30 protein-coding genes are annotated in these 21982 nt (G+C 56.5%); 13 read left to right on the top strand and 17 right to left on the bottom strand.

Annotated elements, in window-relative coordinates:
* Positions 1 to 12: 12 nt before the first annotated feature.
* On the top strand, positions 13 to 759 hold the full coding sequence (gene ubiG / locus ACR0AM_RS15010; RefSeq protein ID WP_480623335.1) for a bifunctional 2-polyprenyl-6-hydroxyphenol methylase/3-demethylubiquinol 3-O-methyltransferase UbiG: 747 nt from the start codon (positions 13 to 15) through the stop codon (positions 757 to 759).
* A 36-nt stretch (positions 760 to 795) separates the two neighbouring features.
* Positions 796 to 1290, top strand: a complete 495-nt coding sequence (locus ACR0AM_RS15005; RefSeq protein ID WP_480623334.1) for a hypothetical protein — start codon at positions 796 to 798, stop codon at positions 1288 to 1290.
* Between the two features lie 23 nt (positions 1291 to 1313).
* Here ACR0AM_RS15005 and ACR0AM_RS15000 read toward each other — a convergent pair whose 3' ends face one another.
* The 4 genes from ACR0AM_RS15000 to ACR0AM_RS14985 are packed head-to-tail and all read right to left on the bottom strand — an operon-like array spanning position 1314 to position 3657.
* On the bottom strand, positions 1314 to 1754 hold the full coding sequence (locus tag ACR0AM_RS15000) for a MarR family winged helix-turn-helix transcriptional regulator (RefSeq protein ID WP_480474789.1): 441 nt from the start codon (positions 1752 to 1754) through the stop codon (positions 1314 to 1316).
* Between the two features lie 12 nt (positions 1755 to 1766).
* Positions 1767 to 2597, bottom strand: coding sequence for a carbon-nitrogen hydrolase family protein (locus ACR0AM_RS14995; protein ID WP_480623333.1), 831 nt, complete (start codon positions 2595 to 2597; stop codon positions 1767 to 1769).
* Positions 2597 to 2854, bottom strand: a complete 258-nt coding sequence (gene grxC / locus ACR0AM_RS14990; protein WP_480474786.1) for a glutaredoxin 3 — start codon at positions 2852 to 2854, stop codon at positions 2597 to 2599. The genes ACR0AM_RS14995 and grxC overlap by 1 nt, the downstream gene beginning before the upstream one ends.
* A gap of 38 nt (positions 2855 to 2892) precedes the next feature.
* Positions 2893 to 3657, bottom strand: coding sequence for a double zinc ribbon domain-containing protein (locus ACR0AM_RS14985; protein ID WP_480623332.1), 765 nt, complete (start codon positions 3655 to 3657; stop codon positions 2893 to 2895).
* On the opposite strand from ACR0AM_RS14985, the gene ACR0AM_RS14980 reads away from it, so the two are divergent.
* The gene (locus ACR0AM_RS14980) at positions 3638 to 4468 is read left to right on the top strand and encodes a methyltransferase domain-containing protein (RefSeq protein ID WP_480623331.1); all 831 of its coding nucleotides are present in this window, start codon (positions 3638 to 3640) and stop codon (positions 4466 to 4468) included. The genes ACR0AM_RS14985 and ACR0AM_RS14980 overlap by 20 nt on opposite strands.
* Before the next feature lie 57 nt (positions 4469 to 4525).
* Positions 4526 to 5575: a ferrochelatase gene (hemH, locus tag ACR0AM_RS14975; protein ID WP_480623330.1), complete on the top strand. Its 1050-nt coding sequence runs from the start codon at positions 4526 to 4528 to the stop codon at positions 5573 to 5575.
* Between the two features lie 161 nt (positions 5576 to 5736).
* On the opposite strand, the gene ACR0AM_RS14970 is transcribed toward hemH, so the two are convergent.
* Both ACR0AM_RS14970 and ACR0AM_RS14965 read right to left on the bottom strand, forming a co-directional pair.
* Positions 5737 to 5919, bottom strand: a complete 183-nt coding sequence (locus ACR0AM_RS14970; protein ID WP_480474781.1) for a hypothetical protein — start codon at positions 5917 to 5919, stop codon at positions 5737 to 5739.
* A gap of 139 nt (positions 5920 to 6058) precedes the next feature.
* Complete coding sequence (locus tag ACR0AM_RS14965) at positions 6059 to 6658, bottom strand: L,D-transpeptidase (RefSeq protein WP_480474779.1); 600 nt, start codon at positions 6656 to 6658, stop codon at positions 6059 to 6061.
* A gap of 169 nt (positions 6659 to 6827) precedes the next feature.
* On the opposite strand from ACR0AM_RS14965, the gene dalA reads away from it, so the two are divergent.
* Positions 6828 to 7343, top strand: a complete 516-nt coding sequence (dalA, locus tag ACR0AM_RS14960; protein ID WP_209507204.1) for a divisome-associated lipoprotein DalA — start codon at positions 6828 to 6830, stop codon at positions 7341 to 7343.
* Positions 7344 to 7398: 55 nt separating this feature from the next.
* On the opposite strand, the gene ACR0AM_RS14955 is transcribed toward dalA, so the two are convergent.
* The 7 genes from ACR0AM_RS14955 to ACR0AM_RS14925 all read right to left on the bottom strand — a co-directional run bounded on the left by ACR0AM_RS14955 (position 7399) and on the right by ACR0AM_RS14925 (position 12180).
* Entirely contained in the window at positions 7399 to 7863 is a 465-nt protein-coding gene (locus ACR0AM_RS14955) for a PTS sugar transporter subunit IIA (RefSeq protein ID WP_267363095.1), read from the bottom strand.
* A 57-nt stretch (positions 7864 to 7920) separates the two neighbouring features.
* Complete coding sequence (gene hpf, locus ACR0AM_RS14950; protein WP_480474777.1) at positions 7921 to 8484, bottom strand: ribosome hibernation-promoting factor, HPF/YfiA family; 564 nt, start codon at positions 8482 to 8484, stop codon at positions 7921 to 7923.
* A 252-nt stretch (positions 8485 to 8736) separates the two neighbouring features.
* Complete coding sequence (gene lptB, locus ACR0AM_RS14945; protein WP_480474775.1) at positions 8737 to 9495, bottom strand: LPS export ABC transporter ATP-binding protein; 759 nt, start codon at positions 9493 to 9495, stop codon at positions 8737 to 8739.
* Positions 9495 to 9986, bottom strand: coding sequence for an LptA/OstA family protein (locus tag ACR0AM_RS14940; protein ID WP_480494550.1), 492 nt, complete (start codon positions 9984 to 9986; stop codon positions 9495 to 9497). Before ACR0AM_RS14940 ends, lptB begins: the two co-directional genes overlap by 1 nt.
* Before the next feature lie 3 nt (positions 9987 to 9989).
* Positions 9990 to 10589, bottom strand: coding sequence for an LPS export ABC transporter periplasmic protein LptC (locus ACR0AM_RS14935; RefSeq protein ID WP_480623329.1), 600 nt, complete (start codon positions 10587 to 10589; stop codon positions 9990 to 9992).
* Positions 10590 to 10600: 11 nt separating this feature from the next.
* Positions 10601 to 11569 carry a KpsF/GutQ family sugar-phosphate isomerase gene (locus ACR0AM_RS14930; protein WP_480474771.1) on the bottom strand — a complete coding sequence of 323 codons (969 nt, stop codon included), beginning with the start codon at positions 11567 to 11569 and terminating at the stop codon, positions 10601 to 10603.
* The gene (locus ACR0AM_RS14925) at positions 11566 to 12180 is read right to left on the bottom strand and encodes a ribonuclease D (RefSeq protein ID WP_480623328.1); all 615 of its coding nucleotides are present in this window, start codon (positions 12178 to 12180) and stop codon (positions 11566 to 11568) included. Before ACR0AM_RS14925 ends, ACR0AM_RS14930 begins: the two co-directional genes overlap by 4 nt.
* A gap of 159 nt (positions 12181 to 12339) precedes the next feature.
* Between ACR0AM_RS14925 and ACR0AM_RS14920 the strand changes: the two genes are divergently transcribed.
* The 8 genes from ACR0AM_RS14920 to ACR0AM_RS14885 all read left to right on the top strand — a co-directional run bounded on the left by ACR0AM_RS14920 (position 12340) and on the right by ACR0AM_RS14885 (position 19504).
* The gene (locus ACR0AM_RS14920) at positions 12340 to 12597 is read left to right on the top strand and encodes a metal-sensing transcriptional repressor (protein WP_480474768.1); all 258 of its coding nucleotides are present in this window, start codon (positions 12340 to 12342) and stop codon (positions 12595 to 12597) included.
* Positions 12598 to 12600: 3 nt separating this feature from the next.
* On the top strand, positions 12601 to 13920 hold the full coding sequence (locus tag ACR0AM_RS14915; RefSeq protein ID WP_480474767.1) for an MFS transporter: 1320 nt from the start codon (positions 12601 to 12603) through the stop codon (positions 13918 to 13920).
* 52 nt (positions 13921 to 13972) lie between these two features.
* Positions 13973 to 14401, top strand: coding sequence for an Lrp/AsnC family transcriptional regulator (locus tag ACR0AM_RS14910; RefSeq protein ID WP_480474766.1), 429 nt, complete (start codon positions 13973 to 13975; stop codon positions 14399 to 14401).
* Between the two features lie 72 nt (positions 14402 to 14473).
* Positions 14474 to 15172 (top strand): transglycosylase SLT domain-containing protein, encoded by a 699-nt coding sequence (locus tag ACR0AM_RS14905; protein ID WP_480623327.1) that lies wholly within the window; start codon positions 14474 to 14476, stop codon positions 15170 to 15172.
* Positions 15173 to 15241: 69 nt separating this feature from the next.
* A complete protein-coding gene (gene flhA / locus ACR0AM_RS14900) occupies positions 15242 to 17269 on the top strand; it encodes a flagellar biosynthesis protein FlhA (RefSeq protein WP_480623349.1) in 2028 nt (675 codons plus the stop codon).
* Positions 17266 to 18039, top strand: coding sequence for a flagellar biosynthetic protein FliR (locus tag ACR0AM_RS14895; RefSeq protein ID WP_480623326.1), 774 nt, complete (start codon positions 17266 to 17268; stop codon positions 18037 to 18039). Before flhA ends, ACR0AM_RS14895 begins: the two co-directional genes overlap by 4 nt.
* Complete coding sequence (locus tag ACR0AM_RS14890) at positions 18036 to 19124, top strand: EscU/YscU/HrcU family type III secretion system export apparatus switch protein (RefSeq protein ID WP_480623325.1); 1089 nt, start codon at positions 18036 to 18038, stop codon at positions 19122 to 19124. Before ACR0AM_RS14895 ends, ACR0AM_RS14890 begins: the two co-directional genes overlap by 4 nt.
* Positions 19121 to 19504 carry a hypothetical protein gene (locus ACR0AM_RS14885; protein WP_480555279.1) on the top strand — a complete coding sequence of 128 codons (384 nt, stop codon included), beginning with the start codon at positions 19121 to 19123 and terminating at the stop codon, positions 19502 to 19504. Before ACR0AM_RS14890 ends, ACR0AM_RS14885 begins: the two co-directional genes overlap by 4 nt.
* 34 nt (positions 19505 to 19538) lie before the next feature.
* Here the strand turns inward: ACR0AM_RS14885 and ACR0AM_RS14880 are convergent, their stop codons facing one another.
* The 4 genes from ACR0AM_RS14880 to flgG are packed head-to-tail and all read right to left on the bottom strand — an operon-like array spanning position 19539 to position 21981.
* Positions 19539 to 20039, bottom strand: coding sequence for a flagellar basal body-associated protein FliL (locus tag ACR0AM_RS14880; RefSeq protein WP_480623324.1), 501 nt, complete (start codon positions 20037 to 20039; stop codon positions 19539 to 19541).
* Positions 20040 to 20048: 9 nt separating this feature from the next.
* A complete protein-coding gene (flgH, locus tag ACR0AM_RS14875) occupies positions 20049 to 20780 on the bottom strand; it encodes a flagellar basal body L-ring protein FlgH (RefSeq protein ID WP_480623323.1) in 732 nt (243 codons plus the stop codon).
* Positions 20780 to 21196: a flagellar basal body P-ring formation chaperone FlgA gene (gene flgA, locus ACR0AM_RS14870; protein ID WP_480623348.1), complete on the bottom strand. Its 417-nt coding sequence runs from the start codon at positions 21194 to 21196 to the stop codon at positions 20780 to 20782. The genes flgH and flgA overlap by 1 nt, the downstream gene beginning before the upstream one ends.
* Positions 21196 to 21981: a flagellar basal-body rod protein FlgG gene (gene flgG / locus ACR0AM_RS14865; RefSeq protein ID WP_480474753.1), complete on the bottom strand. Its 786-nt coding sequence runs from the start codon at positions 21979 to 21981 to the stop codon at positions 21196 to 21198. Before flgG ends, flgA begins: the two co-directional genes overlap by 1 nt.
* Position 21982: the final 1 nt, after the last annotated feature.

Genomic DNA, 21982 nt, shown 5'->3' with positions numbered 1-21982 from the left:
ACGGAGACAGGAATGCAAGCGCATCCGAACACGGTGGATCCATCCGAGATCGCAAAATTCGAAGCGATGGCGGCGGAATGGTGGGATCCTCATGGGAAATTCAAACCCTTGCACATGCTGAATCCTTGCCGTTTGGATTATATCACACAGCAGATCGCCGGTGAATTCGACCGCGATCTGAAAGTGCGGAAACCGTTCGAAGGTCTGCGCCTGTTGGATATCGGTTGTGGCGGTGGTCTGCTGAGCGAACCGATGGCGCGTCTGGGGGCCGAGGTCGTCGGGGCCGATGCCGCCGGAGGCAACCTGCCTGTTGCGCGTATCCATGCCGAGCAATCCGGTTTGGAGATCGACTATCGCCACACCACAGCCGAAGACATGGCCGCCGCGGGTGAGCAGTTCGACGTGGTCCTGAACATGGAAGTGGTCGAGCATGTGGCCGACCCGGAGGGTTTCCTGACCGCCTCGCAGCAGTTGCTCAGGCCCGGCGGGCTGCTGATTTGCTCAACCATCAACCGCAACCCGAAATCTTATGCGATGGCTATTTTCGGGGCCGAGGTGGTAATGCGCTGGCTGCCGCGCGGCACGCATGAGTGGAACAAGTTCATCACCCCTGACGAGTTGTTCGACCTGCTGCGCCAAGCGGGGGTCGAGCCGGTGGACCGCAAGGGTTTCGTGTTCAACCCGATCCTGTGGAGCTGGTCGATTTCGGACCGGGATTTAAGCGTGAACTATGTGACGGCAAGTGTGAAACCGGGGTAAAGGTAGCCACGAAAACCAAATTAGGAAAACCTGTCGATGTGGGGCAAAAGATTTTTTGATGTTCCGGTCTATCGCTTGAAAGAAGAAAAGTACCAGCAACAATTGAGCGCGAAGATTGATCGCGACATGAGAGAAATAGTAGGATCAGACATTCCTGAAGACATCCTTTCGCGGAATCGCAAAATGTGGGTCGAACATCAACGGCTGAAGTACGGAACGTGGGATTTCAACGAAATCATCGGCTACATCCGGCTTTATTTTCGCGGGTCACAAGTTCTTGGTGAATATTTTAGCGCTGAAAAGAAACGTGCGGTCTTAACCAGACGGAAAGTCTTTTTGTACAAGACTTATAAACTCGCCGCAGATCTCAACATTCCCGCGAACGCAACAAACGAAGAAGTGTTTAGCTTCATCAAGGAGTATCTAGAGCGATGCAAAAAGGAACTGAGGAAAGATAGATTTATCGACACAACATTCTTGGAACAGATTGGGCCACACGTCGATTGGAACACGCTTCGGCAAGAAGACTAAAATCACGGCCGTGATCTTGCGTCTCAACCTTGCTCCAACTGCAACCGCAAATCCCGCAGCACCGGCAGTGTCGAACGAACACGGTCGTCCCCCAACTCTCCGACCACGCGGTTGATCAACGGAGCAATCGAGGAAATCGCCTGATCCCGCGCGCGTTTACCGGCGGGGCTGATCGCCACCATCTTGCGGCGGGCATCGTCCCAATCGGGTCGGATGTGGATGTATCCGGCCCATTCCAGCTTGGCCAAGGTGTTTGTCATCGCGCCGCGGGTGACGTGGAACGTGTTGGCCAGCTGCGCCGGGCTGCGCTCATCCGCGACAAAAGCCAGGTGGTTCAGAACCGAGAAATGCGAGATTTCCATGCCCTTGGGCAGCACGCGGCTAAGCCGGTTCCGCAATAGCTGGTCGGCGGTCAGGATCTCGCTGAACAGCGTGACCGCTAAGGCATTGGTGTCGTCTGTCATTGTTCCGTTCTGTCAGGGTCCGTCGAAGGATCGGCGGTGGTGCAGTGAAGGGACACGTCGGCGTGCCTCAGTTACAGAACTATCATCCAAATCGAAAATGTGAATGCCTGGATCGGTCCCTGCGTCGATCAGCACCTTTCCCCACGGGTCGACGACCATGCTGTGACCGTGAGTATAACGTGTTTTGCCACCGGTTTTCGGGTGTTCCCCTGTCTGGGCCGGGGCCAGCACCCAACACCCGGTTTCGATTGCGCGTGCGCGCAGCAAGGCTTCCCAATGCGCGGCACCTGTGACCGGCGAGAACGCGGCCGGGACGGTCAGAATGCGCGCGCCCGCCTGCGCCAGTGCCGCGTGCAAATATGGAAAGCGGATATCGTAACAGATGGTTAGACCAACCTTGCCGAAATCCGTTTCGGCGATAACCGCTTTTTCGCCAGGGCGGTAGTTTTTTGATTCGCGGAACGTCTCGGTCTCGGTGACCTGCACATCGAACATATGGATCTTGTCATACCGCGCCACGATCTGACCTTGCGGTCCGATCATAAAGCAGCGGTTGGCAAAACGACCGTCATTGTCATGAGTCTTGAGCCCCAACGAGCCGATCAGAAGCCATACACCCAGATCAGCAGCCTGTTCGCGCAGGCCCGCCAAGGTGATGTCATCTTCTTCATGTTGTAAAACCGCGTGCTGCCGTGTGGTGCTGGTCGAAACGCAATTCGTAACCTCTGGCGTCAGAACAAAGCGGGCACCCTGTTCTGCCGCTTCAGCCATCAGGCCTCGTACCATCCCGAGGTTTTCAGCCGGATCGTCCGACGAGGTGATTTGCAGCAGCGCGGTTTTCATCAGGCCGCAAGCAGACGGTCAAGCTTGCCCTGACGCTCCAACTCGTACAAATCATCGCAACCGCCGACATGCGTGGTGCCGATGAAAATCTGCGGGACCGTGCGTTTGCCTCCGGCACGTTGAATCATTTCAGGTTTGCGTTTGGGGTGCATCAGCACGTCGATTTCCTTGAACTCAACACCTTTCTGCTTCAGAAGGCGTTTGGCTGCATGACAATACCCGCACAGTGGCGATGTATAGATCTCTACCGACTTCATTTTCCGTTCCCTTCGGATTTCGCGCAATCTTGGGCGAATTAGGCATTCTTAGCAACGCGCGCCAGAGCCAACACAAAAATATGATTTGCCCCCGCCGCCTGACAGACCCGAGTGCATGCGGCCAGTGTTGCCCCGGACGTCATCACGTCGTCTACCAGCAAGACGTTCCGGCCAGTTAGATGGCGGGCATTTCGGGGTTGAAGGCATATCGCGTCTTCCAAGATCTGTGCCCGCTCGGCTGCTGTTTTGCCGTCCAGCACCGGCGTCTTTTTTTTGCGTATCAACAGATCGGGCACGCATTCCAATCCTGTCTCACGCCCCAGGTTCTGCGCCAAGAGAGCTGACTGGTTGTATCGCCTTTTGAGCAAGCGCGACCAATGCAGAGGAACCGGAGCAATCACCATACCCGCTCGCAGCAATGGGCGCCCTGCCTGCGCCATCCACTGCGCGGCAGGGCGGGCCAGTTCGGGCCGATCACCATGTTTCAACGCCAGGATCAGTGACCGCGCCTTGCCGTCATACAAAAGCGCGGCGCGGCCTGCCCTCCAGGGGCGCGCGGTCTTCAGGCAATCGTCGCACTCAGTCCGAAACCCGTCCTGCGCCCCAATCAGGGGCATACCGCAGCTTTCGCAGACCGTGCCGCCGATAAATGGCGTTTCGCGCCAGCATGGGCCACACAGGCCGAAATCGGACTCGGTCAGGTCGCCACACCCCATACAACGTGGTGGATAAATAAGCGCAAGTGCGGTTTGAATCCGTTGCGCGATACGATACTTGCCAGCTATGAAACTGCCCGAACCCACTGCACCCTCACTTTTTGACCGTGCCGCCATTCTGCGTCATCGCAGCCGCGTGCAGGATGACGCTCTTTTTCTGCACCGCGCCGCGATGGACGAGGTTCAGGATCGGCTCTCCATGGTTAACAAAACCTTTACGGCGGCAGCGATCGTGACGGCCTACCCACAGCTTTGGACGGACGCTTTTCCCGAAGCCTCGATCGTTGCGGATAACGACGTGCTGGCACTGCAACCCGGCGCACATGATCTGGTGATCCACGCCATGACACTGCATTGTGCAAACGATCCGGTAGGTCAGTTGATCCAATGCCACCGCGCGCTTAAGCCCGATGGGTTGTTGCTGATTGTTTGTCTGGGCGGCGAAACGCTGCACGAATTGCGCGCGGCGTTGGGTCAGGCCGAGATTGACGTTACCGGTGGCCTCAGCCCCCGCATCGCTCCAATGGCCGAGCTGCGGGACATGGGCGGTTTGTTGCAGCGGGCCGGTCTGGCCTTGCCCGTCGCAGACTCGGTGCCGCTCACGGCTGAGTACCGTGACATCTGGCACCTGATGCACGATCTGCGGCATATGGGTGAGGCCAATGCGTTATCCGGGCGACTGAAACACCCGACCAAACGCGCAGTATTTGAGGCCGCGCAAAACATCTACGCGTCTCATTTCACCACAGTATCGGGACGTCTGGCAGCCACGTTCGAACTGATCTGCCTGACCGGATGGTCCCCCCACGACAGTCAACCCAAACCACTGCGTCCTGGGTCGGCGCAAGCACGTTTGGCTGACGCCTTGCGCACGGACGAGGGCAAACTGCCCGATTGACGCGCGACCAAATCCCCTTATTTCAGGCCCTAACGCAAGAAATTCAGGAAGCTTCATATGTTTGATGCCACTCGACCCGCTCATGCTCCTACGGATCACCCCAAGATCAGGATGGGGCGCGTCGGCGTATTGTTGGCCAATCTGGGAACGCCGGACGACTACACATATTGGCCGATGCGCCGGTATCTGAATGAGTTTTTGTCGGATCAGCGCGTCATCGACTATCCGAAATGGAAATGGCAGCCGATTCTGCAGGCGATCATCCTGACCAAGCGGCCATTCAGTTCCGGCGAGGCTTACAAATCGATCTGGAACCAGGAAAAGGGCGAAAGCCCGCTGATGACCATCACCAAGGACCAGACCGCCAAGCTAAGCCAGGCGATGCATGCACGTTACGGTGATCAGGTCATGGTCGATTTCTGTATGCGTTACGGCAACCCGTCGACCAAATCCAAAGTGCGCGAGATGGTAGCGGCAGGGTGCGATCGCATCTTGTTCTTTCCGCTTTACCCTCAATACGCTGGCGCAACGACGGCCACCGCCAACGACCAGTTCTTTCGCGCGCTGATGGACGAAGCCTGGCAGCCCGCCACGCGAACCGTTCCGGCCTATTTCGATGAACCTATTTATATCGATGCGCTGGCACAGTCAGTTGAACGTGCATACGAGGCTATGGAAACAAAACCCGACATTCTGGTCTGCTCATATCATGGGATGCCCGAGCGGTATTTGCAGCAGGGCGATCCCTATCACTGTCAGTGTGCTAAAACGACGAGGCTGTTAAAGGAGCGATTGGGCTGGGCGGATGATCAATTGGTATCGACCTTCCAGTCGCGCTTTGGCCCCGAAGAATGGTTGAAACCTTACACTGTGGATCACGTGGCCGACCTGGCGAAGCAAGGCAAAAAGAACATTGCTGTTATTGCCCCGGCGTTTTCTGCGGACTGCATCGAAACGCTGGAAGAGATTAACGAAGAAATCAAAGAGAGCTTCGAAGAAGCAGGCGGCGAGACGTTTACCTATATTCCATGCCTTAACGATGACGATGCCCATATCACAGCACTTGGAAAGGTGATCGAAGACAATCTGCGCGGGTGGCTGGCGTAAAGCGTTTCCAGAACACAAGCCAAATCTCTTATGAGAACGTCAGGCTCGGCTTGATACTGGCGCGTCAGTATCCCTTCGGCGCGCAACAGGCTTGAAGACCTGTTGGAATTAAAAAAGGCGGTGGATTGCTCCACCGCCTTTTTCATGAATTCCGTGTCGGATTAGCTTGCAGCAACAGCAGCAGCAACAACGACCAGCAGGATCAGCGGCAGCAGAATGCCCTGCGACGAACCCTGAGTTTCTTCAACAACAACTGGTGCTTCAACAACCGGCTCATTCAGGTTGCCAGCATATGCAGTCGAAGCTGCTGCAGTCAGAGCTGCGGCGAGAACGAGTTTCTTCATATTAACCTCCAGAATTTGCACGGTTCCAATATCCGGAGCCGCACATCTAAGACTTACCTCGTAGTTTTTTCTAATCAGCATTAGAGCGGGAATGCAATTGCAACTTGACCTGTAAGCGGCTTCGCACATGAAAATGTCGTCATATTAGCAACACTTGCGTGCCAACCTTTGCCATCGAAAACAGCTCGGCGATGTCTTCGTTGAAAAGGCCGATACATCCATTCGACGATCTGCGACCAATTTTACGCGTATCATGGGTGCCGTGAATGCGATAATACTTCCAGCTCAGATATAAAGCGTGCGTTCCCAATGGGTTATCAGGACCCGGAGGAATATAGTCCGGCCATTCCGGATTTCGCTTTTTCATCGACGGCGTCGGAGACCAGCTCGGGCCTTCGACCTTGCGGATCACACTGGTGCGCCCGCGCCGGGTAAGGTCTTCGGTCAGCGGAACCGACGACGGGTACAATTTGTACACCGATTGATCATCCGACCAATAATGCAGCGCTCTTGAGACGGTATCGACCAATATTGCGCCATTTCTGGTGTTCGAGAAATACGGTTGCCAATCCAATGCCCGGAACCCGGATACGTTGCGGCGAACCGCTGGTTCACTCTCGGGCGCGGGACGTAGCGGGTCGCCTGGGATATACTGCGCCAGTGCAGGTGTCGCCAGAGTGGCGGTAGCCCCTGCTAGAAATCCCCTGCGGGTAGGCGAAAGAATGCGCTTTTTGACCATGACAACGGGTCCTGTGTTTTGGTGAAGTCTGAAATCAGAGGCATTCTATGGCCAGAATGCTTCAGTCGCAAACCAAACCGGCAGAATCACGCAAGTTGTGGCCATTGCGCGTTTGCTCAGAACAAGCAGGCACGCTATGCCCTGTTGTGATACAATAATCAGGTCGAACATGACGCGCATCGTTTCTTTACTGTTGATTTGCTTTGTCGCGCTTGCGGCATGTACCAACACTGGCTCAACCACCCTGGGGTCTGATGGTCGCCCATTGCCGACCGTATATAAGATCCGCGGCAATCCGGAAAAGCTGCAGTTCCGCATGCTTGATTCGGTCAATGCCTTGCGTCAGGCTCAGGGATTGCAGCCCGTACAGCTGAACGCGCAGCTGAACGCAGCGGCGGCGACTCATTCGAAGGATATGTCGCGGCAGAACCGGCCCTGGCACTTTGGTTCAGACGGTTCATCACCGATCGACCGGGCAGCGCGTGTTGGCTATTTCGGCACGTTTCTGGGGGAAGCCATTTCCGAAACTTACGAGACCGAGACTGAAACGCTTGCCGCCTGGATGCAGGAACCCGGACCGAGGGCCGTCATAATGGACGCCAAAGCCACCCAAATGGGATTCGCCTGGCATCAGGAAGGCGGTGGTAAAATCTGGTGGACGCTGGAAATGGGAACCGGCGGCTGATCCGGCCAAACAGATAGAAAAAAGCCCCCGGTTCTCGGGGGTTTTTTTTAGTTAATCAGGCGGCTTGCATAGACTGCGCCTCGGTCAGGATCGCATAGAGCTTTACCGGATCAGGGTTCGCCCGGAGCTTGGTGCAAACCGAAGTATCCCGTAATGTGCGAGACACTAGAGCCAGAGCTTTGAGGTGATCAACGCCCGCCTCTTCCGGTGCAAACAGCGCGAAGGCAATGTCCACGGGCTGGCGATCAACCGAACCGAAATCGATCGGCTTCTCAAGCATGACAAAAACACCTGACACCGAATCAAGATCGGGCAGGCGCGCATGTGGCAACGCCACACCATGGCCGACACCGGTCGGTCCAAGGCTTTCCCGCTCCAGCAGGAAATCAACCGCTTCCTGAGGATCGATACCCAGCGTCGCCGCGGCGACGTCACCGATTTCCTGAAACAGCCGCTTCTTGCTGGAAGCCGCGGACAAAACACGCACCGCTTCGGGCTTCAGTATGCTCGAAAGCTCCATGATCACGCTCCATGGCACGCACCCGCATCAGCGGGCGCGGCCCCGTATCCTTGCCTGTTACGGATCAATCCAGCCGATATTACCGTCATCGCGACGATAAACGACATTCAATCCGTCCTTGTTTTCATTTCTGAACACCAGTACTGGCGCACCGGCAAGTTCCATTTGCATAACGGCCTCTCCGACGCTCAAAGATGGGATTTTTGTTTCCATCTCGGCCACAATCATTGGCTGAAGCGATTCGGGTTCATCGGCCGACTCCGATTCGTTAGAAGCGAGGATATAAGAGGACGCCCCAAAGAGTTCAACCGGTTCGACCCGATCCTTGTGGTGGTCCTTCAGGCGACGCTTGTAACGACGCAACTGTTTTTCCATTTTATCACAGCATGCCTCAAATGCCGCGTAGATCTCGGTTGCATGGGCTTTGGCCTGAGCCGTCAGGCCAGTGGACAGGTGTACTGTTGTCTCGCATACATATTCATGCGCCGAACGGGAAAAGACGACGTTTGCATCCGTAGGCCGCTGCGCATATTTGCCCACGACCTCATTCAGTTCGGTCTGCACGTGTGTCTGCAACGCCGCACCGATGTCGATCTGTTTTCCGCTGATTTGGTAACGCATGTGATCTCCTTCACAATTCACACCCATTCTGACGCCGCGAAACGCGACGAGCTTGTTTTTATCGGGTGGGGGGTCGAGACATTTTCCGCGGTTGCCTTGTTTCCAGCCCTTCGAAGAAGGGACATCGAGATCCAGACTGGAGCCGGGTAAATGCCATAAGCCAATTGAGGCAAGAGACGAGGGAAGAGTCAATCAAAACAGATGTGTATATACGCGATTTCCGCCATGCAATTGGCACAACTCCGCGCAAGATTATGAAATGCGGAAATTCTCGCCCAGATAGACGCGGCGCACATTCTCGTTTTCGACAACCTCATCAGGTGTGCCGGACATCAAAACCTGACCGTCATGCAGGATATAGGCCCGGTCGACAATTTCCAGCGTTTCCCTGACGTTGTGATCGGTGATCAGCACACCAATACCGCGTTTTTTCAGATCCGCGACCAGATGGCGAATATCCCCGACACTGATCGGGTCAACGCCTGCAAACGGTTCATCCAGCAGCAGGTATTTGGGGTCTGCGGCCAAACAGCGCGCGATCTCGACCCGGCGGCGCTCGCCGCCTGACAACGCCAATGCCGGGGCCCGGCGCAAGTGTTCGATCGAGAAGTCCGACAGCAGCTCTTCCAAACGCTCTTTGCGCTTATGCGCATGAGAGACCGTGATATCCAGAACGGCAGCAATGTTGTCCTCGACGCTCATGCCGCGAAAGATCGACATCTCCTGCGGTAGATAGCCGATCCCCATCCGCGCCCGCCGGTACATCGGCAAAGTAGTCACATTCTGGCCGTCTATCGTGACTTTTCCCGCCTCGGGGAATACAAGTCCCGCAACTGAATAAAACGTTGTGGTCTTACCTGACCCGTTCGGCCCCAGCAGCGCTACCACTTCGGACCGGCCCAACGTCATCGAGACATCGCGGATCACCGTCTTTTTTTTGTAGGACTTCCGCAGTTTCTCGATGCGCAGCCCGGAACTGCCCTCGGTCAGTTTCAGGTCGGGACGCGCCATCAGTTGTTTCCCTGCTGCAAGATCGTTTTGACCCGCCCGGTCATGGTCGCAGTGCCCGTAGTCAGGTTGGCGTTCATCTGATCGCCACTGATGATGCTGGGGCCCTGTGTCAGCAGGACATTGCCCTTCATGACAATCTCACCCGAACCTATCTTGTATTCAGCCCAGTCGCCTTCCGCTGCATCCGGCGGGCTGACCAGAACCACATTCTCGGTCGCTTCCATTCGCTCGATCGCCGAGCGTTCCTGATTGTAGATAACCAGCACGCGTTCGGCTGTCAGGCGCATGTCACCCTGCACGACGATAACGTTCCCGATGAACTCGGCCGATCCGTCCTCTTGATTGACGTTCAGGGTTTCCGATGTCACCTCGACCGGCAGGCTCGGATCGGCATTCGCGGACCCAAAAGCCACCTGCGCCTCCTGCGCGATCACGGGCGCGGCGCCCGCGATCAACGCGAGGCACAAAGGAACAAATCGAAAATCGAACACAAGTTATCTTTCTGCTTTTTCAGGCTCGTATACCAGCTTCACACCATCTGTAAAAACAATATGGACTGGCCCGTCCGTTTTTTCAGTGCCAAAGGTCATACGCCCCGCAGAAAAGTTACCGATCGGACCGGTTCCGTTCACCTGCCCCGGCGTGTCGCCCCGGACTTCATCCAACGAGGTATTGAGCAGATCCGTCGTAACCTTGAGACCATCCGCCGTGGTGATGACCACGTCACCAACAAAGGTTGCTGTTCCACTATCCGGACGGATCAGGCCGGAATTCGAATCCAGGGAAATTGTGCCGCCATTGAGCAGCCCAAAGCGACCGCGAAACTCGGACGCGGTCGGAACCGACGCCTCGGTGCCCTGCCTGGCTTGCACAGCCTCGATATGCACGGTCTCTCCCTTACGGGTCGTTCCGCGGTAATCCGGCCGCGTTACCACCTGTTGTTCCAGTCTCTCATCAATGTCTTTCTGCGCGAAGGGCACGGATACGTTTGTTTCGATGCTGCGGGACAGCAAGAATACCGTGGACAACATCACAATAGCCGCGAGCGGCAACAGCACCTTAAGGAACTGCACCATGCGGGAATATCTGTCCACTTCAGCCTCCCTCAGCCCAGACCGACACGCAGGCAGTCGTGGATATGAAGCAGCCCCAAAGCCTGACCTGATGTAGCCTCGTCAACCACGAAGAGCGAGGTGATCTTACGGTCATTCATGATCGCGACCGCTTCTTCCGCCAACGCACCCGGGGATATGGTTGTGGGGTTGGGGGTCATTACCTGCTCGGTCGTTTTGTTCAGCAACCCATCCATGTGGCGCCGCAAGTCACCGTCTGTAATGATCCCGGCCAACTGACCCTGCGGGTCCGTTACACCAGCAACACCAAACCCCTTCTGGCTGATTTCGATCAGCGCATCGCTCATCGGAGTATGCGCCGCAACCAGAGGCAGGGCCTCTCCGACATGCATCAAATCCTGTACCGTACTCAATTGCGCACCCAGTTTGCCGCCGGGATGGAAGGCGCGGAAATCCTCGGGTCGGAAATCGCGGTATTTCATAAGGGCAATCGCCAATGCATCGCCCATGGCAAGGGTCAGCGTCGTGGAAATCGACGGCACCATACCATAGCCACAAGCCTCGCCCATCGACGGGATCAGAAGATGTACGTCGGCCTGTTTCATCAATGTGCTGTCAGGTTTGCTGGACAATCCGATCAGCGGAATGCCAAAGCGGCGCGTAAAGGCCAGCAGGTTAGCAAGTTCCGGTGCCTCTCCCGAGTTCGAAATCGCTAAAACCACATCACCTTTGGAGACCATGCCCAAATCGCCATGGCTGGCCTCTGCCGGATGCACGAAATAGGCAGGCGTTCCGGTGCTGGCCAGCGTGGCCGCAATCTTGTGACCTATGTGGCCTGACTTGCCGATACCGCTGATGATGATGCGCCCGGTGGCCTGAAGGATCAGTTGCACCGCCTCGGCAAAATGCTTGTCCAAACTGTCGGCAAGGACGTCCAGCGCGCGGGCTTCGTCTATGACCACCTGACGGGCGGTTCTCAGGAATGCTTCGGTATCGGTCATGAGTGCGCAAAGATATCCGTTTCGGGCCAACCGGCAAGGTCCAGTTTCGCACGCATCGGCAGGAAGTCAAAACAGGCCTGCGCCATTTCAGTCCGGTCCTCGCGAACCAGACGAATGTTTAGCGCATCGCGCAGCTGATGCAGATAGAGTACGTCTGACGCAGCATAATCCAATTGAGCGTCTGTAAGTGAGACTGCGCCCCAGTCGCTCATCTGTTGCTGTTTGGAAATATCAACACCGATGAGTTCCTGACACAGGTTCTTGAGCCCGTGCCGGTCGGTATAGGTCCGCACCAGGCGGCTGGCGATCTTGGTGCAGTAGACCGGCGCGGCCAGAGCACCAAAGGTATGGTACATGGCGGCGATGTCGAAGCGCCCGAAATGGAACAGCTTCAGCACGTCAGGGTTTTCCAGCATGGCACATAGGTTCAGCGCCTCTGTCTGGCCTTTTTCCACCTGCACGATATGGCTGTTGCCGTCTCCACCCGACATCTGAATCACACACAAGCGGTCACGATGTGGGTTCAGACCCATGGTTTCACAGTCAATGGCCACAACGGGGCCCAGATCCAACCCGTCCGGCAGGTCGTTTTTGTACAAATGGTTCGCCACCCGATTATTCCTTTGTGCGATATCGCCTCCGAGATAGGCGGTTTGGTCCATAAACTCAACGCCGTCTATTGGTCCATAAACTCAACGCCGTCTAAAAGTCACGGGCAGATCCCCGCAACAGGATTGACAGTATCCCTATGGGGGGGATAGGGATAAATCATGACAAATTTACCCCGCGAGTCGCATCCACATATCACGGCAAGGCTGAAACGGGCCCACGGGCATCTGGCAAAGGTCATTGCCATGCTTGAAGGTCAGGCCCCCTGTTCAGACATCGCCCAACAGCTGTTTGCCGTTGAAAAAGCGGTTACCAACGCCAAGCGCGCCTTGATCCACGATCACATCGACCATTGCCTGTCTTCTGATGGCGATAGCGGCGGGATCGAGGATTTCAAAGCCATCACGAAATACCTCTGAGCCATGCTGAGCATTCTAAAAAACCGGACCTACCGCCATCTGTTTGCCGCCCAAATCGTCGCCCTGACCGGAACCGGGCTGGCCACAGTCGCGCTAGGGCTGCTGGCCTTTGATCTGGCCGGAGATGCTGCCGGCCTTGTGCTGGGCACCGCGCTGACAATCAAGATGGTTGCCTATGTCACCGTGGCCCCCCTGGCCGCTGCATTTGCCGAACGGCTGGACCGTCGGAAAATGCTGGTTTTTCTGGACCTGATCCGCGCCGCAGTCGCCGTATGCCTGCCTTTCGTGACTGAGGTCTGGCAAATCTATGTGCTGATCTTCGTGCTCCAATCCGCCTCGGCCGGGTTCACGCCCGCCTTTCAGGCGACGATTCCGGACGTCTTACCAGATGAAAACGAGTATACCCGCGCTTTGTCTCTGTCACGTCTGGCCTACGACATGGAAAGCCTGCTGAGCCCGATGTTTGCCGCGGCACTTCTGTTGCTGGTCAGCTTCAACAGCCTGTTCTGGGGCACAGCGCTGGGGTTTGTAGCCTCGGCATTTCTGGTGGTCTCGGTCGCCCTGCCCTCGCCAAAGCCCAGCAAACCACGTGGAATCTATGACCGCACGACACGCGGAATTCGCATCTACCTGAAAACGCCCCGGCTGCGTGGGCTGCTTGCGCTTAATTGGAGCGCCGCAGCGCTGAGTTCGATGGTGATCGTCAACACAGTGGTCATCGTGCGGGCCACGCTTGGCCTGTCAGAAAGCGCCGTGGCCATTGCACTGGCCGGATTTGGGGGCGGGTCGATGCTGGCGGCGTTCACTCTGCCCCGCCTGCTGGATCGGATCGAGGATCGAAAGGTTATGCTGTCCGGAGCCATTCTTGCGTCGGGCGCTATGGCCGTCGCCTCGGTTCTGACCGCGACGATCCCGCTTACGCTGGGTGTCCTTGCCGTTTTTTGGGCCTTTACCGGCTTTGGGTATTCTACAACCCTTACGCCTTCGGGTCGTTTGTTGACCCGTTCGGCCCATCCTGAAGACCGCCCCGCTGTCTTTGCTGCACAGTTTACTCTGTCGCATGGCTGCTGGTTGGTGCTTTATCCGCTGGCTGGGTGGATAATGACCGTCTATGGACCGACTGTCGCGCTCGGCAGTATGTCTATTCTGTCCATGACGGGTGTGATTGTAGCAGTCAGCCTTTGGCCGCGTGACGATCAGGAACCGGTTGTTCACAATCACCCCGATCTGCCGACCGATCATCCGCATCTGGCCGGGGTAGGCCCGCACGCGCACCCGATCATTATCGATGATCTGCACCCACGCATGCCGCGTGAGCCTTGAGAAAGGGCGTCAATCTGATCTAAACCCGGACTTGCCGCAAACCGGAGCCCCAATGGACCAGCTTGACCGCCGTATCATCGCCGCCCTTCAAGCCAATGCACGTGCCTCGACCACGCAGATCGCGGCCTCGCTGGGTGTGGCCCGCACGACTGTGCATGAACGGATCAGTCGGCTGGAACATCGCGGCGTAATCACGGGATACACCGTGCGCCTTGGGTCCACGGAAGACACGCCTAAAGTGCAGGTCATCGTTATGCTGGAAGTGCAGCAGAAGGAAACCAACCGAATCCTTAAACGGCTCGAGGCCTATCCCGAGGTCAAACTGTGCCTGTCGATCAATGGCGAATTCGATCTGATGCTGACCGCAGATGCCCCGAGGCTGGAGGATCTGGACATTCTGGTGGACGATCTGGCGAAGATCCCTGGCGTCCTGCGCACCAATACAAGCGTTGTTTTCGGGCGCAGGATCGACCGAAACTAAGGCTGCGATAACCCTCTGTAAACCGATCGATGGCTAGCTTGGCCGGGAACACCAGAATCCCGGACCGGCAGAATGCCAATTCGCAGAATCCCGATTGCTTTCATATTGCTGCATGTGCTGTTGGCACAGGCGGGTACCGCCATGCACAATGTGCCAACAGGCGAGCTTTGTGATCAGGCCGCGCGCCGTGCATCACTGTCCGAAGATGTTCCGCTGGATGTACTGCGCGCCATAACACGCGTTGAAACCGGGCGAACAGTTGACGGAAAGTTGCAGCCCTGGCCCTGGACTATAAATGTCGAAGGTCAGGGGTATTGGTTCAAGTCCGAGGCCGAAGCCAAGGCCTATGTTTTCGATATTTTCAAAGCGGGCTCTCGTAGCTTTGACGTCGGGTGTTTTCAGGTCAATTATCGATGGCATGGCAAGGCCTTCCGCTCGATCGATTCGATGTTCGATCCGGATGAAAATGCGACCTATGCCGCCCGCTTCCTGAAAGACCTTTATTTCGAGCTTGGTTCGTGGCCGGCTGCGGCCGGGGCTTATCATTCCCGTACGAATGCTCTGGCCAAGGCTTATCGTGGTCGGTTCCAGACAGTGATGGCCCAGTTGGACAACCCGTCCTCACACGGGTTTTCTCGTATGTCACTCGATCCGTTCACAAGGGCCGCAGCGCCCTTGATTCCGATGCTAGTGGCCACACCCGCCACCACTGCCCTGGGCTCTCTGGTCCCGACCAATAGCACAACAACTGCATTCATCCCTTTCAATTAGGATACCTGCGTGCCCCAGTTTGACATCCGGTCCCTGTTTTCACCTACTGTCCTGTTGGCAGTGGCGCTGATGACAGTCATCGTCATGATGATCCTACCCATGCCCGCCTGGGTGCTGGACGTCGGGCTAGCCGCCTCTTTCGCGCTTGCCATCCTGATTTTCACGCTGACGCTGTTCATCGAGCGTCCGTTGGATTTCTCATCCTTCCCAACGATTCTTCTGGCATCGCTGATGTTGCGCCTGTCTCTGAACGTCTCGTCAACCAAACTGATCATCGGTCAGGGGCATACCGGACCCAACGCAGCGGGTGACGTGATCGAAGGGTTCGCCAATTTCGTCATGGGCGGCAGCATCTTTCTGGGTCTTGTTGTATTCGGCGTGCTGCTGATCGTGAATTTCATGGTCATCACCAAAGGGGCCGCCCGTATGGCGGAAGTGGGCGCTCGCTTTGCCTTGGACGGGATGCCGGGCAAGCAACTTGCCATCGACAGCGACATGTCAGCCGGGGCCATCGACCATCAGCAAGCCAAGGATCGGCGGGAACGCGAACAGCAGGAGACAACGTTCTTCGGCTCGCTCGACGGTGCGTCGAAATTTGTCAAAGGTGATGCCGTTGCCGGTCTTCTGATCACTCTTTTGAACCTTGTTGTGGGTTTGGTCATGGGGGTGATCGTGCACGGAATGCCGGTGTCTTCGGCGTTCGAGACATATGCAATCCTGACCGTCGGTGATGGTTTGGTCTCGCAGATCCCCGCGGTTATCATCTCGATTGCCTCTGCATTGCTGCTGGCGCGCGGCGGAACACAGGGTGCCACTGACAATGCCATTTTCTCCCAACTCGGGCGGCATCCGGCTGCGCTGTCTACCGTGGCAGTTCTGATGGTCCTGTTTGCGCTGGTGCCCGGCCTGCCTTTCCTGCCGTTCATCCTCGGTGCAGCTGTGCTTGGATATGCGGCCTACAGAATTCGGAAAAAGCAGAAAGAAACGGACCCGTCATTGCATTCGCAGGCGACCGAAACCGAGGTGCCTTTCTCGCAGGCCATTGGTGATATTCTGGATCTGGATGACGTGCACCTTGAATTCGCACCTGATCTGGTAAGTCTGGTGCTGAATCCCGGGACCGGGTTGGATGCCCGCATCGCCAATATGCGCACCTACGTGGCGTCCACCTTCGGATTGATCCTACCGGAAATTCGTCTGACTGATCGAGCCGACCTGCCAACCGGAACCTATGTGATCAAGGTTCAGGGGGTCGAACAGGCGCGCGGCGTTCTGAACCCCGATCTGGTTCTGGCTCTGGTTCAGGACGGGTTCGATCTGTTGCCCGAAGGCAACGACGTGACAGAGCCGGTTTACGGCGCGCCTGCCCGTTGGATCCTGCCCAAACATCAGGAGGACGCGGCGTTGAACGGGGCCACCATAGTCTCACCGCCCGAGATCCTGGCCACGCATCTGCTTGAAATTATCAAACAAAACTTCTCGCGCCTGCTGACCTTGAAATCCCTGCGCCGCCTCCTGACCGAAATGACCCGCCTGAGCGACCCGGTACGGGCTGAGGCAAACCGCAAGCTTCTGGATGAATTGATCCCCGACAAAGTTCCGATCGACACATTGCACGTCGTTCTACGACTACTTTTGGAGGAACGGGTTTCGATCCGGAACATGGCCCTGATCCTTGAAAGTGTGGCCCAGGCACGGCTGACAACCACCCAACCCGAAACCATATGCGAATTGGTGCGCCAGCGTCTCGGATTTCAGCTGGTCGCAGACATGAAGCGCGAAGACGGTTCAATCCCGCTTATCCAACTGGCTCCCGAATGGGAAGAAACGTTCACCACCTATCAGGTTGACGCACCCAGCGCAGGGTTGGATGTCGCACTGCCGCCGAACCTGTTTAACAAGCTGGCCGACGGCATGGTCAGCAGTATCGCCAGATCTGCTGATAACGGTCTGTTTCCTGCAGTCGTGACCTCGACCCGGCGACGCCGATTGCTGCGTACGATCATGTATGCGCGCGGCATTTCAAACCCGGTTCTTTCTTTTGAGGAGATCGGATTGGAAGCCAAACCTGCGCTGGTAGGAACTGTTCCCGCGTGATCGCTTTGCCGCCAGAATTGTTGACGCAGCTGGCCGAACCGCTCTGGCAGGCCTTTGCGGTGTTTCTGCGCGTCTCTGCTTTGGTTTCACTGCTGCCCGCTTTCGGCGAGCGCAGCATTCCAACACGGATGAAACTGGGGATTTCCGTCGCCTTTACCCTGATCATTTTTCCGGCAACCCAACCTTTCGACCTGTCTCCCAGCCTCAGGACGCTGGGACGGTTAGTTGGGACAGAAATCCTGATTGGACTGGCGCTTGGAACAGGGTTGCGGCTGTTTGTTTTGGCACTGCAAACCGCCGGATCCATTGCCGCGCAATCCACGTCATTGTCGCAATTGCTGGGTGCAGCGGCCGCTGATCCTGTTCCGGCGATGGGATATCTGCTGACGATCGCGGGGATAACGCTTGCCGTCATCATGGGCTTGCACGTTCGGGCCGCGCAATTCCTGATCCAGAGTTATGCCTTATTCCCCATGGGGTTGGCACCAAGCTCGGCAGACTTGTCCCATTGGGGTGTGCAACAAATCTCACGCAGCTTTGGTTTGGCCTTCTCGCTGGCAACGCCATTCGTTATCGCCTCGTTGATCTACAATCTTGCACTTGGGGTTATCAACCGGGCCATGCCGCAATTGATGGTCGCCTTTGTGGGCGCGCCAGCAATAACATTTGCCGGGCTGTTTCTGCTGTTTGCGGGCGCTCCATTGATCGCCTCTGTTTGGTCTGACGCGCTGATTGCCTTCTTCATGAACCCGATCGGAGGCCAGCGATGAGCGGTGCCGATGACGACAGCGACAAGTCATACGAGCCGACGCCACAAAAGCTTCAGAAAGCTCGTGAAGAGGGTGAGGTTCCCAAGTCCAACGACTTGTCGGTTGTTGCGGCATATACCGGGCTGCTGGTCGCATTGTTGGCAGCAGGGCAGTACCCCGTCACGCAGCTGGGGAATCTGTTCATGGTCCTGATAGACCAATCCGACCAGATTGCGAACCTTCTGAACACCGGGCCTGCAACAGCGACGGTTGCCGGAATTCTGAGCGGCGCATTGCCACCCATTGCCGTGCTTTTCTGCCTGCCCGCGGTGGCCGTTCTGTTAAACCTGATTGCCCAGCGCTCACTGGTATTCGCCCCCAGCAAACTGAAGCCAAGGCTTTCGCGGATATCCCTTGTTTCGAATGCCAAAAACAAATTCGGGCGCGGTGGTTTGTTCGAGTTTGCCAAGAGTACAACCAAACTGGTGATTTACAGCCTGTGCCTCGCACTTTTCATCAAATCGAACTTGGTTGAAATTCTGTCTGCCAGCGCGGCCCCGGCAAAGTCATCCATACTGCTGATGATGAACCTGTTGTTTCGCTTCCTGTTCATTGTGGTAGCCATCGCCCTGGGCATCGGCGTTATCGACTTTCTGTGGCAATACGCCGAGCACATGCGCAAGAACCGCATGTCGCGCAAAGAGATCCAGGATGAAACTAAGGACGCCGAAGGCGACCCGTATGTAAAGCAACACCGCCGTCAACGTGCGCAGGAGATCGCCTCCAGCCAGATGATGGCAGATGTTCCGGGCGCGGATGTTGTTATCGTTAACCCCACCCATTTTGCCGTTGCACTGAAGTGGTCCAGGGCTACTGGCAGCGCACCTGTTTGTGTCGCCAAGGGTGTGGATGCAGTAGCCGCTTCAATCCGTTCTGCTGCGGCTCAGGCCGGCGTTCCGATCCGCTCGGATCCTCCGACGGCGCGTGCGCTTCACGCAACTGTCGACATCGGGCAGGAGATCGCCGAAGAACATTATCGCCCTGTTGCCGCTGCAATCAGGTTCGCCGAAGCGATGCGGAAACGTTCAAGGGAGCAGATCCGTTGAAGGACACTCAGTTAAGCGGGCTGGAAAAAATAGCCGACGTCGCTTTCCAGAAGCAATTTCAGACACTCCGCCCGATCCTCGAGGCCGAGGCCAGGATTCAGCACCAATTGGCGAAACTGGATCTTCAGCTTGACCAGATGCGCAAAGCCAGCGGGTTAATCGAAGGATATCAGATATCGGGGGCCGACATTCTTTGGAATGGCTGGGAATCTGCCACGCGCCGCACGTTGAATATGCGACTTGCCCAAACACGCGCTCAGAAAATTGCCGGTCTGGAAGCGCTCAGAATTGCATTTGGCCGCAAACAAGCCGTCGCAACCCTGCGGGAGCAGCAGCTGAAAAGCCATCGGCAGGCCGTCGTGCGAAAGCAAACCCGTTAATGCTGGCCGGATCCGCGCCGTGAAGCGACCTTCGTCAGGTATCTTGACGGTTCACGCTCATGATCAGCACTTTTGAAACATCTTCACCCAGTTCTTTTTTTGCCACTTCCAACAGGGACTTACGCAAGACATCCAGATTTCGGGATTCTGTGAAAGTCCCATCAAATCCCCCGGTATTTGCGTGATCAAACAGAACCTGAAGAAAGCCATCCCGCAGCTTGGGTTCAATGGAATAAAAAGTTTCTTCAATTGCTGTGTTCGCCTCAAGGCTGAGGGACAAAGTGACCATCGCTTCGATCTCGTCGTCCGCAACCACCGGAACGACAAAATGTTTGGTCAACTTTAAATACCCATAGGCTGGCTTTTTTTCCTTTGGCTTTTCAGACTTCTCGTGATCGGCTTTCTCTTCTTTTGCCACTTCCTTTTCAGCAGCAGTATTGTCAGGCTTGCCCGAAGGTGACAGAAACAGCCCCGCACCGACACCCGCACCCAGGCCGACAGTCAGGAAAACGACTGGAACCAGTTTTGCTATCATGGTCGCACCTCAGAACGGCAAGAGTGAATCAAGAATTTGCTGGCCGTATCGGGGTTGCTGAACATCCGTAATCTGACCTCTTCCGCCATAAGACACTCGCGCCGAGGCGATCTTGTCGTAGGTAACTTCGTTTTGACGCGAGATATCCTGAGGACGCACATACCCGGCCACCAAAAGCTCGCGCAGCTCAAAATTGACCCGCAGTTCCTGCGAGCCGGAAATCGAAAGAACCCCGTTCGGCAGAACATCCAGAACCGTCGCGGCGACACGCAGCGTCAGTTTCTCGTTTCGCCTCACAGATCCCCGCCCGGAGCTTGAGGAATCCGCTTCGATTGACACAGCATCATCCAGCGATGCCCCGTCAGGTAGGTGCTTTTGTACGCGCTGGGGCAAGCCAAAGAGGCCAGGAACCTCAAGGTTTTCCGAGCCTGACCTGGACCGTCTGGTGTTGTTTGATATCTCAGCTTTTTCATCCAGCTCGATGACCACTGTCAGTATGTCACCTTTCTTGATCGCCCGCTGGTCGCCCAGCAACGATTGCTGCCCTCCGCTCCAAAGAGATGAGCGGTCAACAGTGCGTTGTGGTTGCGTGTGCAAGGGCAGACCCGGCCACAGCATGGCAACCTGCTCGGGAGACTTTTCGCTTGGTGTAAAACTCGGCGGCTTGCCAAGATGATCCAGACGGCCACACGCGGCCAAAGACAAAGCTATAAGAAGAAGAGTTTTCGACAGTCCGGTCATCACTTAACCTCGACTTGGCCATCCGCGCGGATTTGGCCGGTTACTGTTGTTCTGGACGACAGGTTCATGACCCGGATGCGGTCCCCGGCAGCACCGCGTCCCAAGGCGCGGCCTTCCGCAGTTATCGACAAGGCTTGGCGGTCGAATATCAGGACGACCAGATCGTTGCGGTCAACGATAGCGGGGGGGCCTACATCAATTTCTCGGACCGGCCTGCCAGGATACAGTGCCACCTGCGCCTCTTGCCCGATCAGAAAATCAGGGTCAGCCACTGCGCCGGGGACATCCGTCGGGCTTGTTCTCAAATCCGCTGCGGAAATGATTTCCTTGGCCCGGATCGTGCGTGTTGGAACCACAATGTCAGCCTGCGCTGCAAGTGGAGCCAGTAGTGCCAAGTATGTGCCGAGTCCTCGCATCATCGCACCTGCGTTGTCGCGCTCATCATTTGATCCACTGCCGAGATGACTTTGGCATTCATCTCATAGCCGCGCTGCGCCTCGATAAGTTCGGTTACCTCGCGCACTGCATCGACTGAGCTGTCTTCCAGATAGCCCTGCCGCAATGTGCCCAACCCATCACTTCCCGGAGTTCCCAACACCGGGGCACCAGATGCCTCGGTCTCCTTGAACAGATTGCCGCCAATGGCTTCCAGCCCCTTGGCGTTCGAAAAGCTGGCAAGGACAAACTCACCCAGCAACTGCCCCTCGGGAGAGTCGTCGAAATATGCGTAGACCTCGCCCGCGGCATTGATTGAAATTGACCTTGCGTCGTCGGGAACGGTGAGTTCCGGCGAAACCGCATAACCGTCGGAGGTGACAATCAGACCCTCTGCCGACCGCTTGAGGCTGCCGTCACGTGTATACGCGGACTGACCGCTGGGCAGCGTGACTTCCAGATATCCGCGCCCCTCGATCGCCACGTCCAGATCACTGCCGGTGGCTGACAAAGCACCTTGTTCCAGTTGCACGGTAACAGCTGCGGGCCGCACGCCAAGACCAAGTTGAATACCCGTTGGCAATACTGTTCCGTCCGAGGCGTTTACAGTTCCGGCGCGCGCCATCTGTTGATAATGCAAATCGGCAAATTCGGCCCGGCGGGCGTTGTAGCCGGTGGTGTTCATGTTTGCCAGGTTGTTCGAAATCGTCTCGACCCGCATCTGTTGCGCGGTCATTCCGGTGGCGGCAATTTTCAGGGCTCGCATG

The sequence above is a fragment of the Ruegeria sp. AD9 genome (assembly GCF_056542305.1).
The sequence above is the reverse complement of the archived record's forward strand: the minus strand, read 5'-3'. Positions and strand labels throughout refer to the sequence as shown.

Coding starts and splice junctions, on each gene's coding strand:
- ACR0AM_RS14995 (WP_480623333.1), bottom strand. CDS start 2,597: ATGAAAACCGCGCTGCTGCAAATCACCTCGTCGGACGATCCGGCTGAA.
- ACR0AM_RS15005 (WP_480623334.1), top strand. CDS start 796: ATGTGGGGCAAAAGATTTTTTGATGTTCCGGTCTATCGCTTGAAAGAA.
- ACR0AM_RS14880 (WP_480623324.1), bottom strand. CDS start 20,039: ATGATAGCAAAACTGGTTCCAGTCGTTTTCCTGACTGTCGGCCTGGGT.
- flgG (WP_480474753.1), bottom strand. CDS start 21,981: ATGCGAGCCCTGAAAATTGCCGCCACCGGAATGACCGCGCAACAGATG.
- ACR0AM_RS14915 (WP_480474767.1), top strand. CDS start 12,601: ATGCTGAGCATTCTAAAAAACCGGACCTACCGCCATCTGTTTGCCGCC.
- ubiG (WP_480623335.1), top strand. CDS start 13: ATGCAAGCGCATCCGAACACGGTGGATCCATCCGAGATCGCAAAATTC.
- ACR0AM_RS14955 (WP_267363095.1), bottom strand. CDS start 7,863: ATGGAGCTTTCGAGCATACTGAAGCCCGAAGCGGTGCGTGTTTTGTCC.
- ACR0AM_RS14920 (WP_480474768.1), top strand. CDS start 12,340: ATGACAAATTTACCCCGCGAGTCGCATCCACATATCACGGCAAGGCTG.
- ACR0AM_RS14930 (WP_480474771.1), bottom strand. CDS start 11,569: ATGACCGATACCGAAGCATTCCTGAGAACCGCCCGTCAGGTGGTCATA.
- ACR0AM_RS14980 (WP_480623331.1), top strand. CDS start 3,638: ATGAAACTGCCCGAACCCACTGCACCCTCACTTTTTGACCGTGCCGCC.
- hpf (WP_480474777.1), bottom strand. CDS start 8,484: ATGCGTTACCAAATCAGCGGAAAACAGATCGACATCGGTGCGGCGTTG.
- grxC (WP_480474786.1), bottom strand. CDS start 2,854: ATGAAGTCGGTAGAGATCTATACATCGCCACTGTGCGGGTATTGTCAT.
- ACR0AM_RS15000 (WP_480474789.1), bottom strand. CDS start 1,754: ATGACAGACGACACCAATGCCTTAGCGGTCACGCTGTTCAGCGAGATC.
- flhA (WP_480623349.1), top strand. CDS start 15,242: ATGACAGTCATCGTCATGATGATCCTACCCATGCCCGCCTGGGTGCTG.
- ACR0AM_RS14910 (WP_480474766.1), top strand. CDS start 13,973: ATGGACCAGCTTGACCGCCGTATCATCGCCGCCCTTCAAGCCAATGCA.
- lptB (WP_480474775.1), bottom strand. CDS start 9,495: ATGGCGCGTCCCGACCTGAAACTGACCGAGGGCAGTTCCGGGCTGCGC.
- flgA (WP_480623348.1), bottom strand. CDS start 21,196: ATGCGAGGACTCGGCACATACTTGGCACTACTGGCTCCACTTGCAGCG.
- flgH (WP_480623323.1), bottom strand. CDS start 20,780: ATGACCGGACTGTCGAAAACTCTTCTTCTTATAGCTTTGTCTTTGGCC.
- dalA (WP_209507204.1), top strand. CDS start 6,828: ATGACGCGCATCGTTTCTTTACTGTTGATTTGCTTTGTCGCGCTTGCG.
- ACR0AM_RS14905 (WP_480623327.1), top strand. CDS start 14,474: ATGCCAATTCGCAGAATCCCGATTGCTTTCATATTGCTGCATGTGCTG.
- ACR0AM_RS14970 (WP_480474781.1), bottom strand. CDS start 5,919: ATGAAGAAACTCGTTCTCGCCGCAGCTCTGACTGCAGCAGCTTCGACT.
- hemH (WP_480623330.1), top strand. CDS start 4,526: ATGTTTGATGCCACTCGACCCGCTCATGCTCCTACGGATCACCCCAAG.
- ACR0AM_RS14890 (WP_480623325.1), top strand. CDS start 18,036: ATGAGCGGTGCCGATGACGACAGCGACAAGTCATACGAGCCGACGCCA.
- ACR0AM_RS14965 (WP_480474779.1), bottom strand. CDS start 6,658: ATGGTCAAAAAGCGCATTCTTTCGCCTACCCGCAGGGGATTTCTAGCA.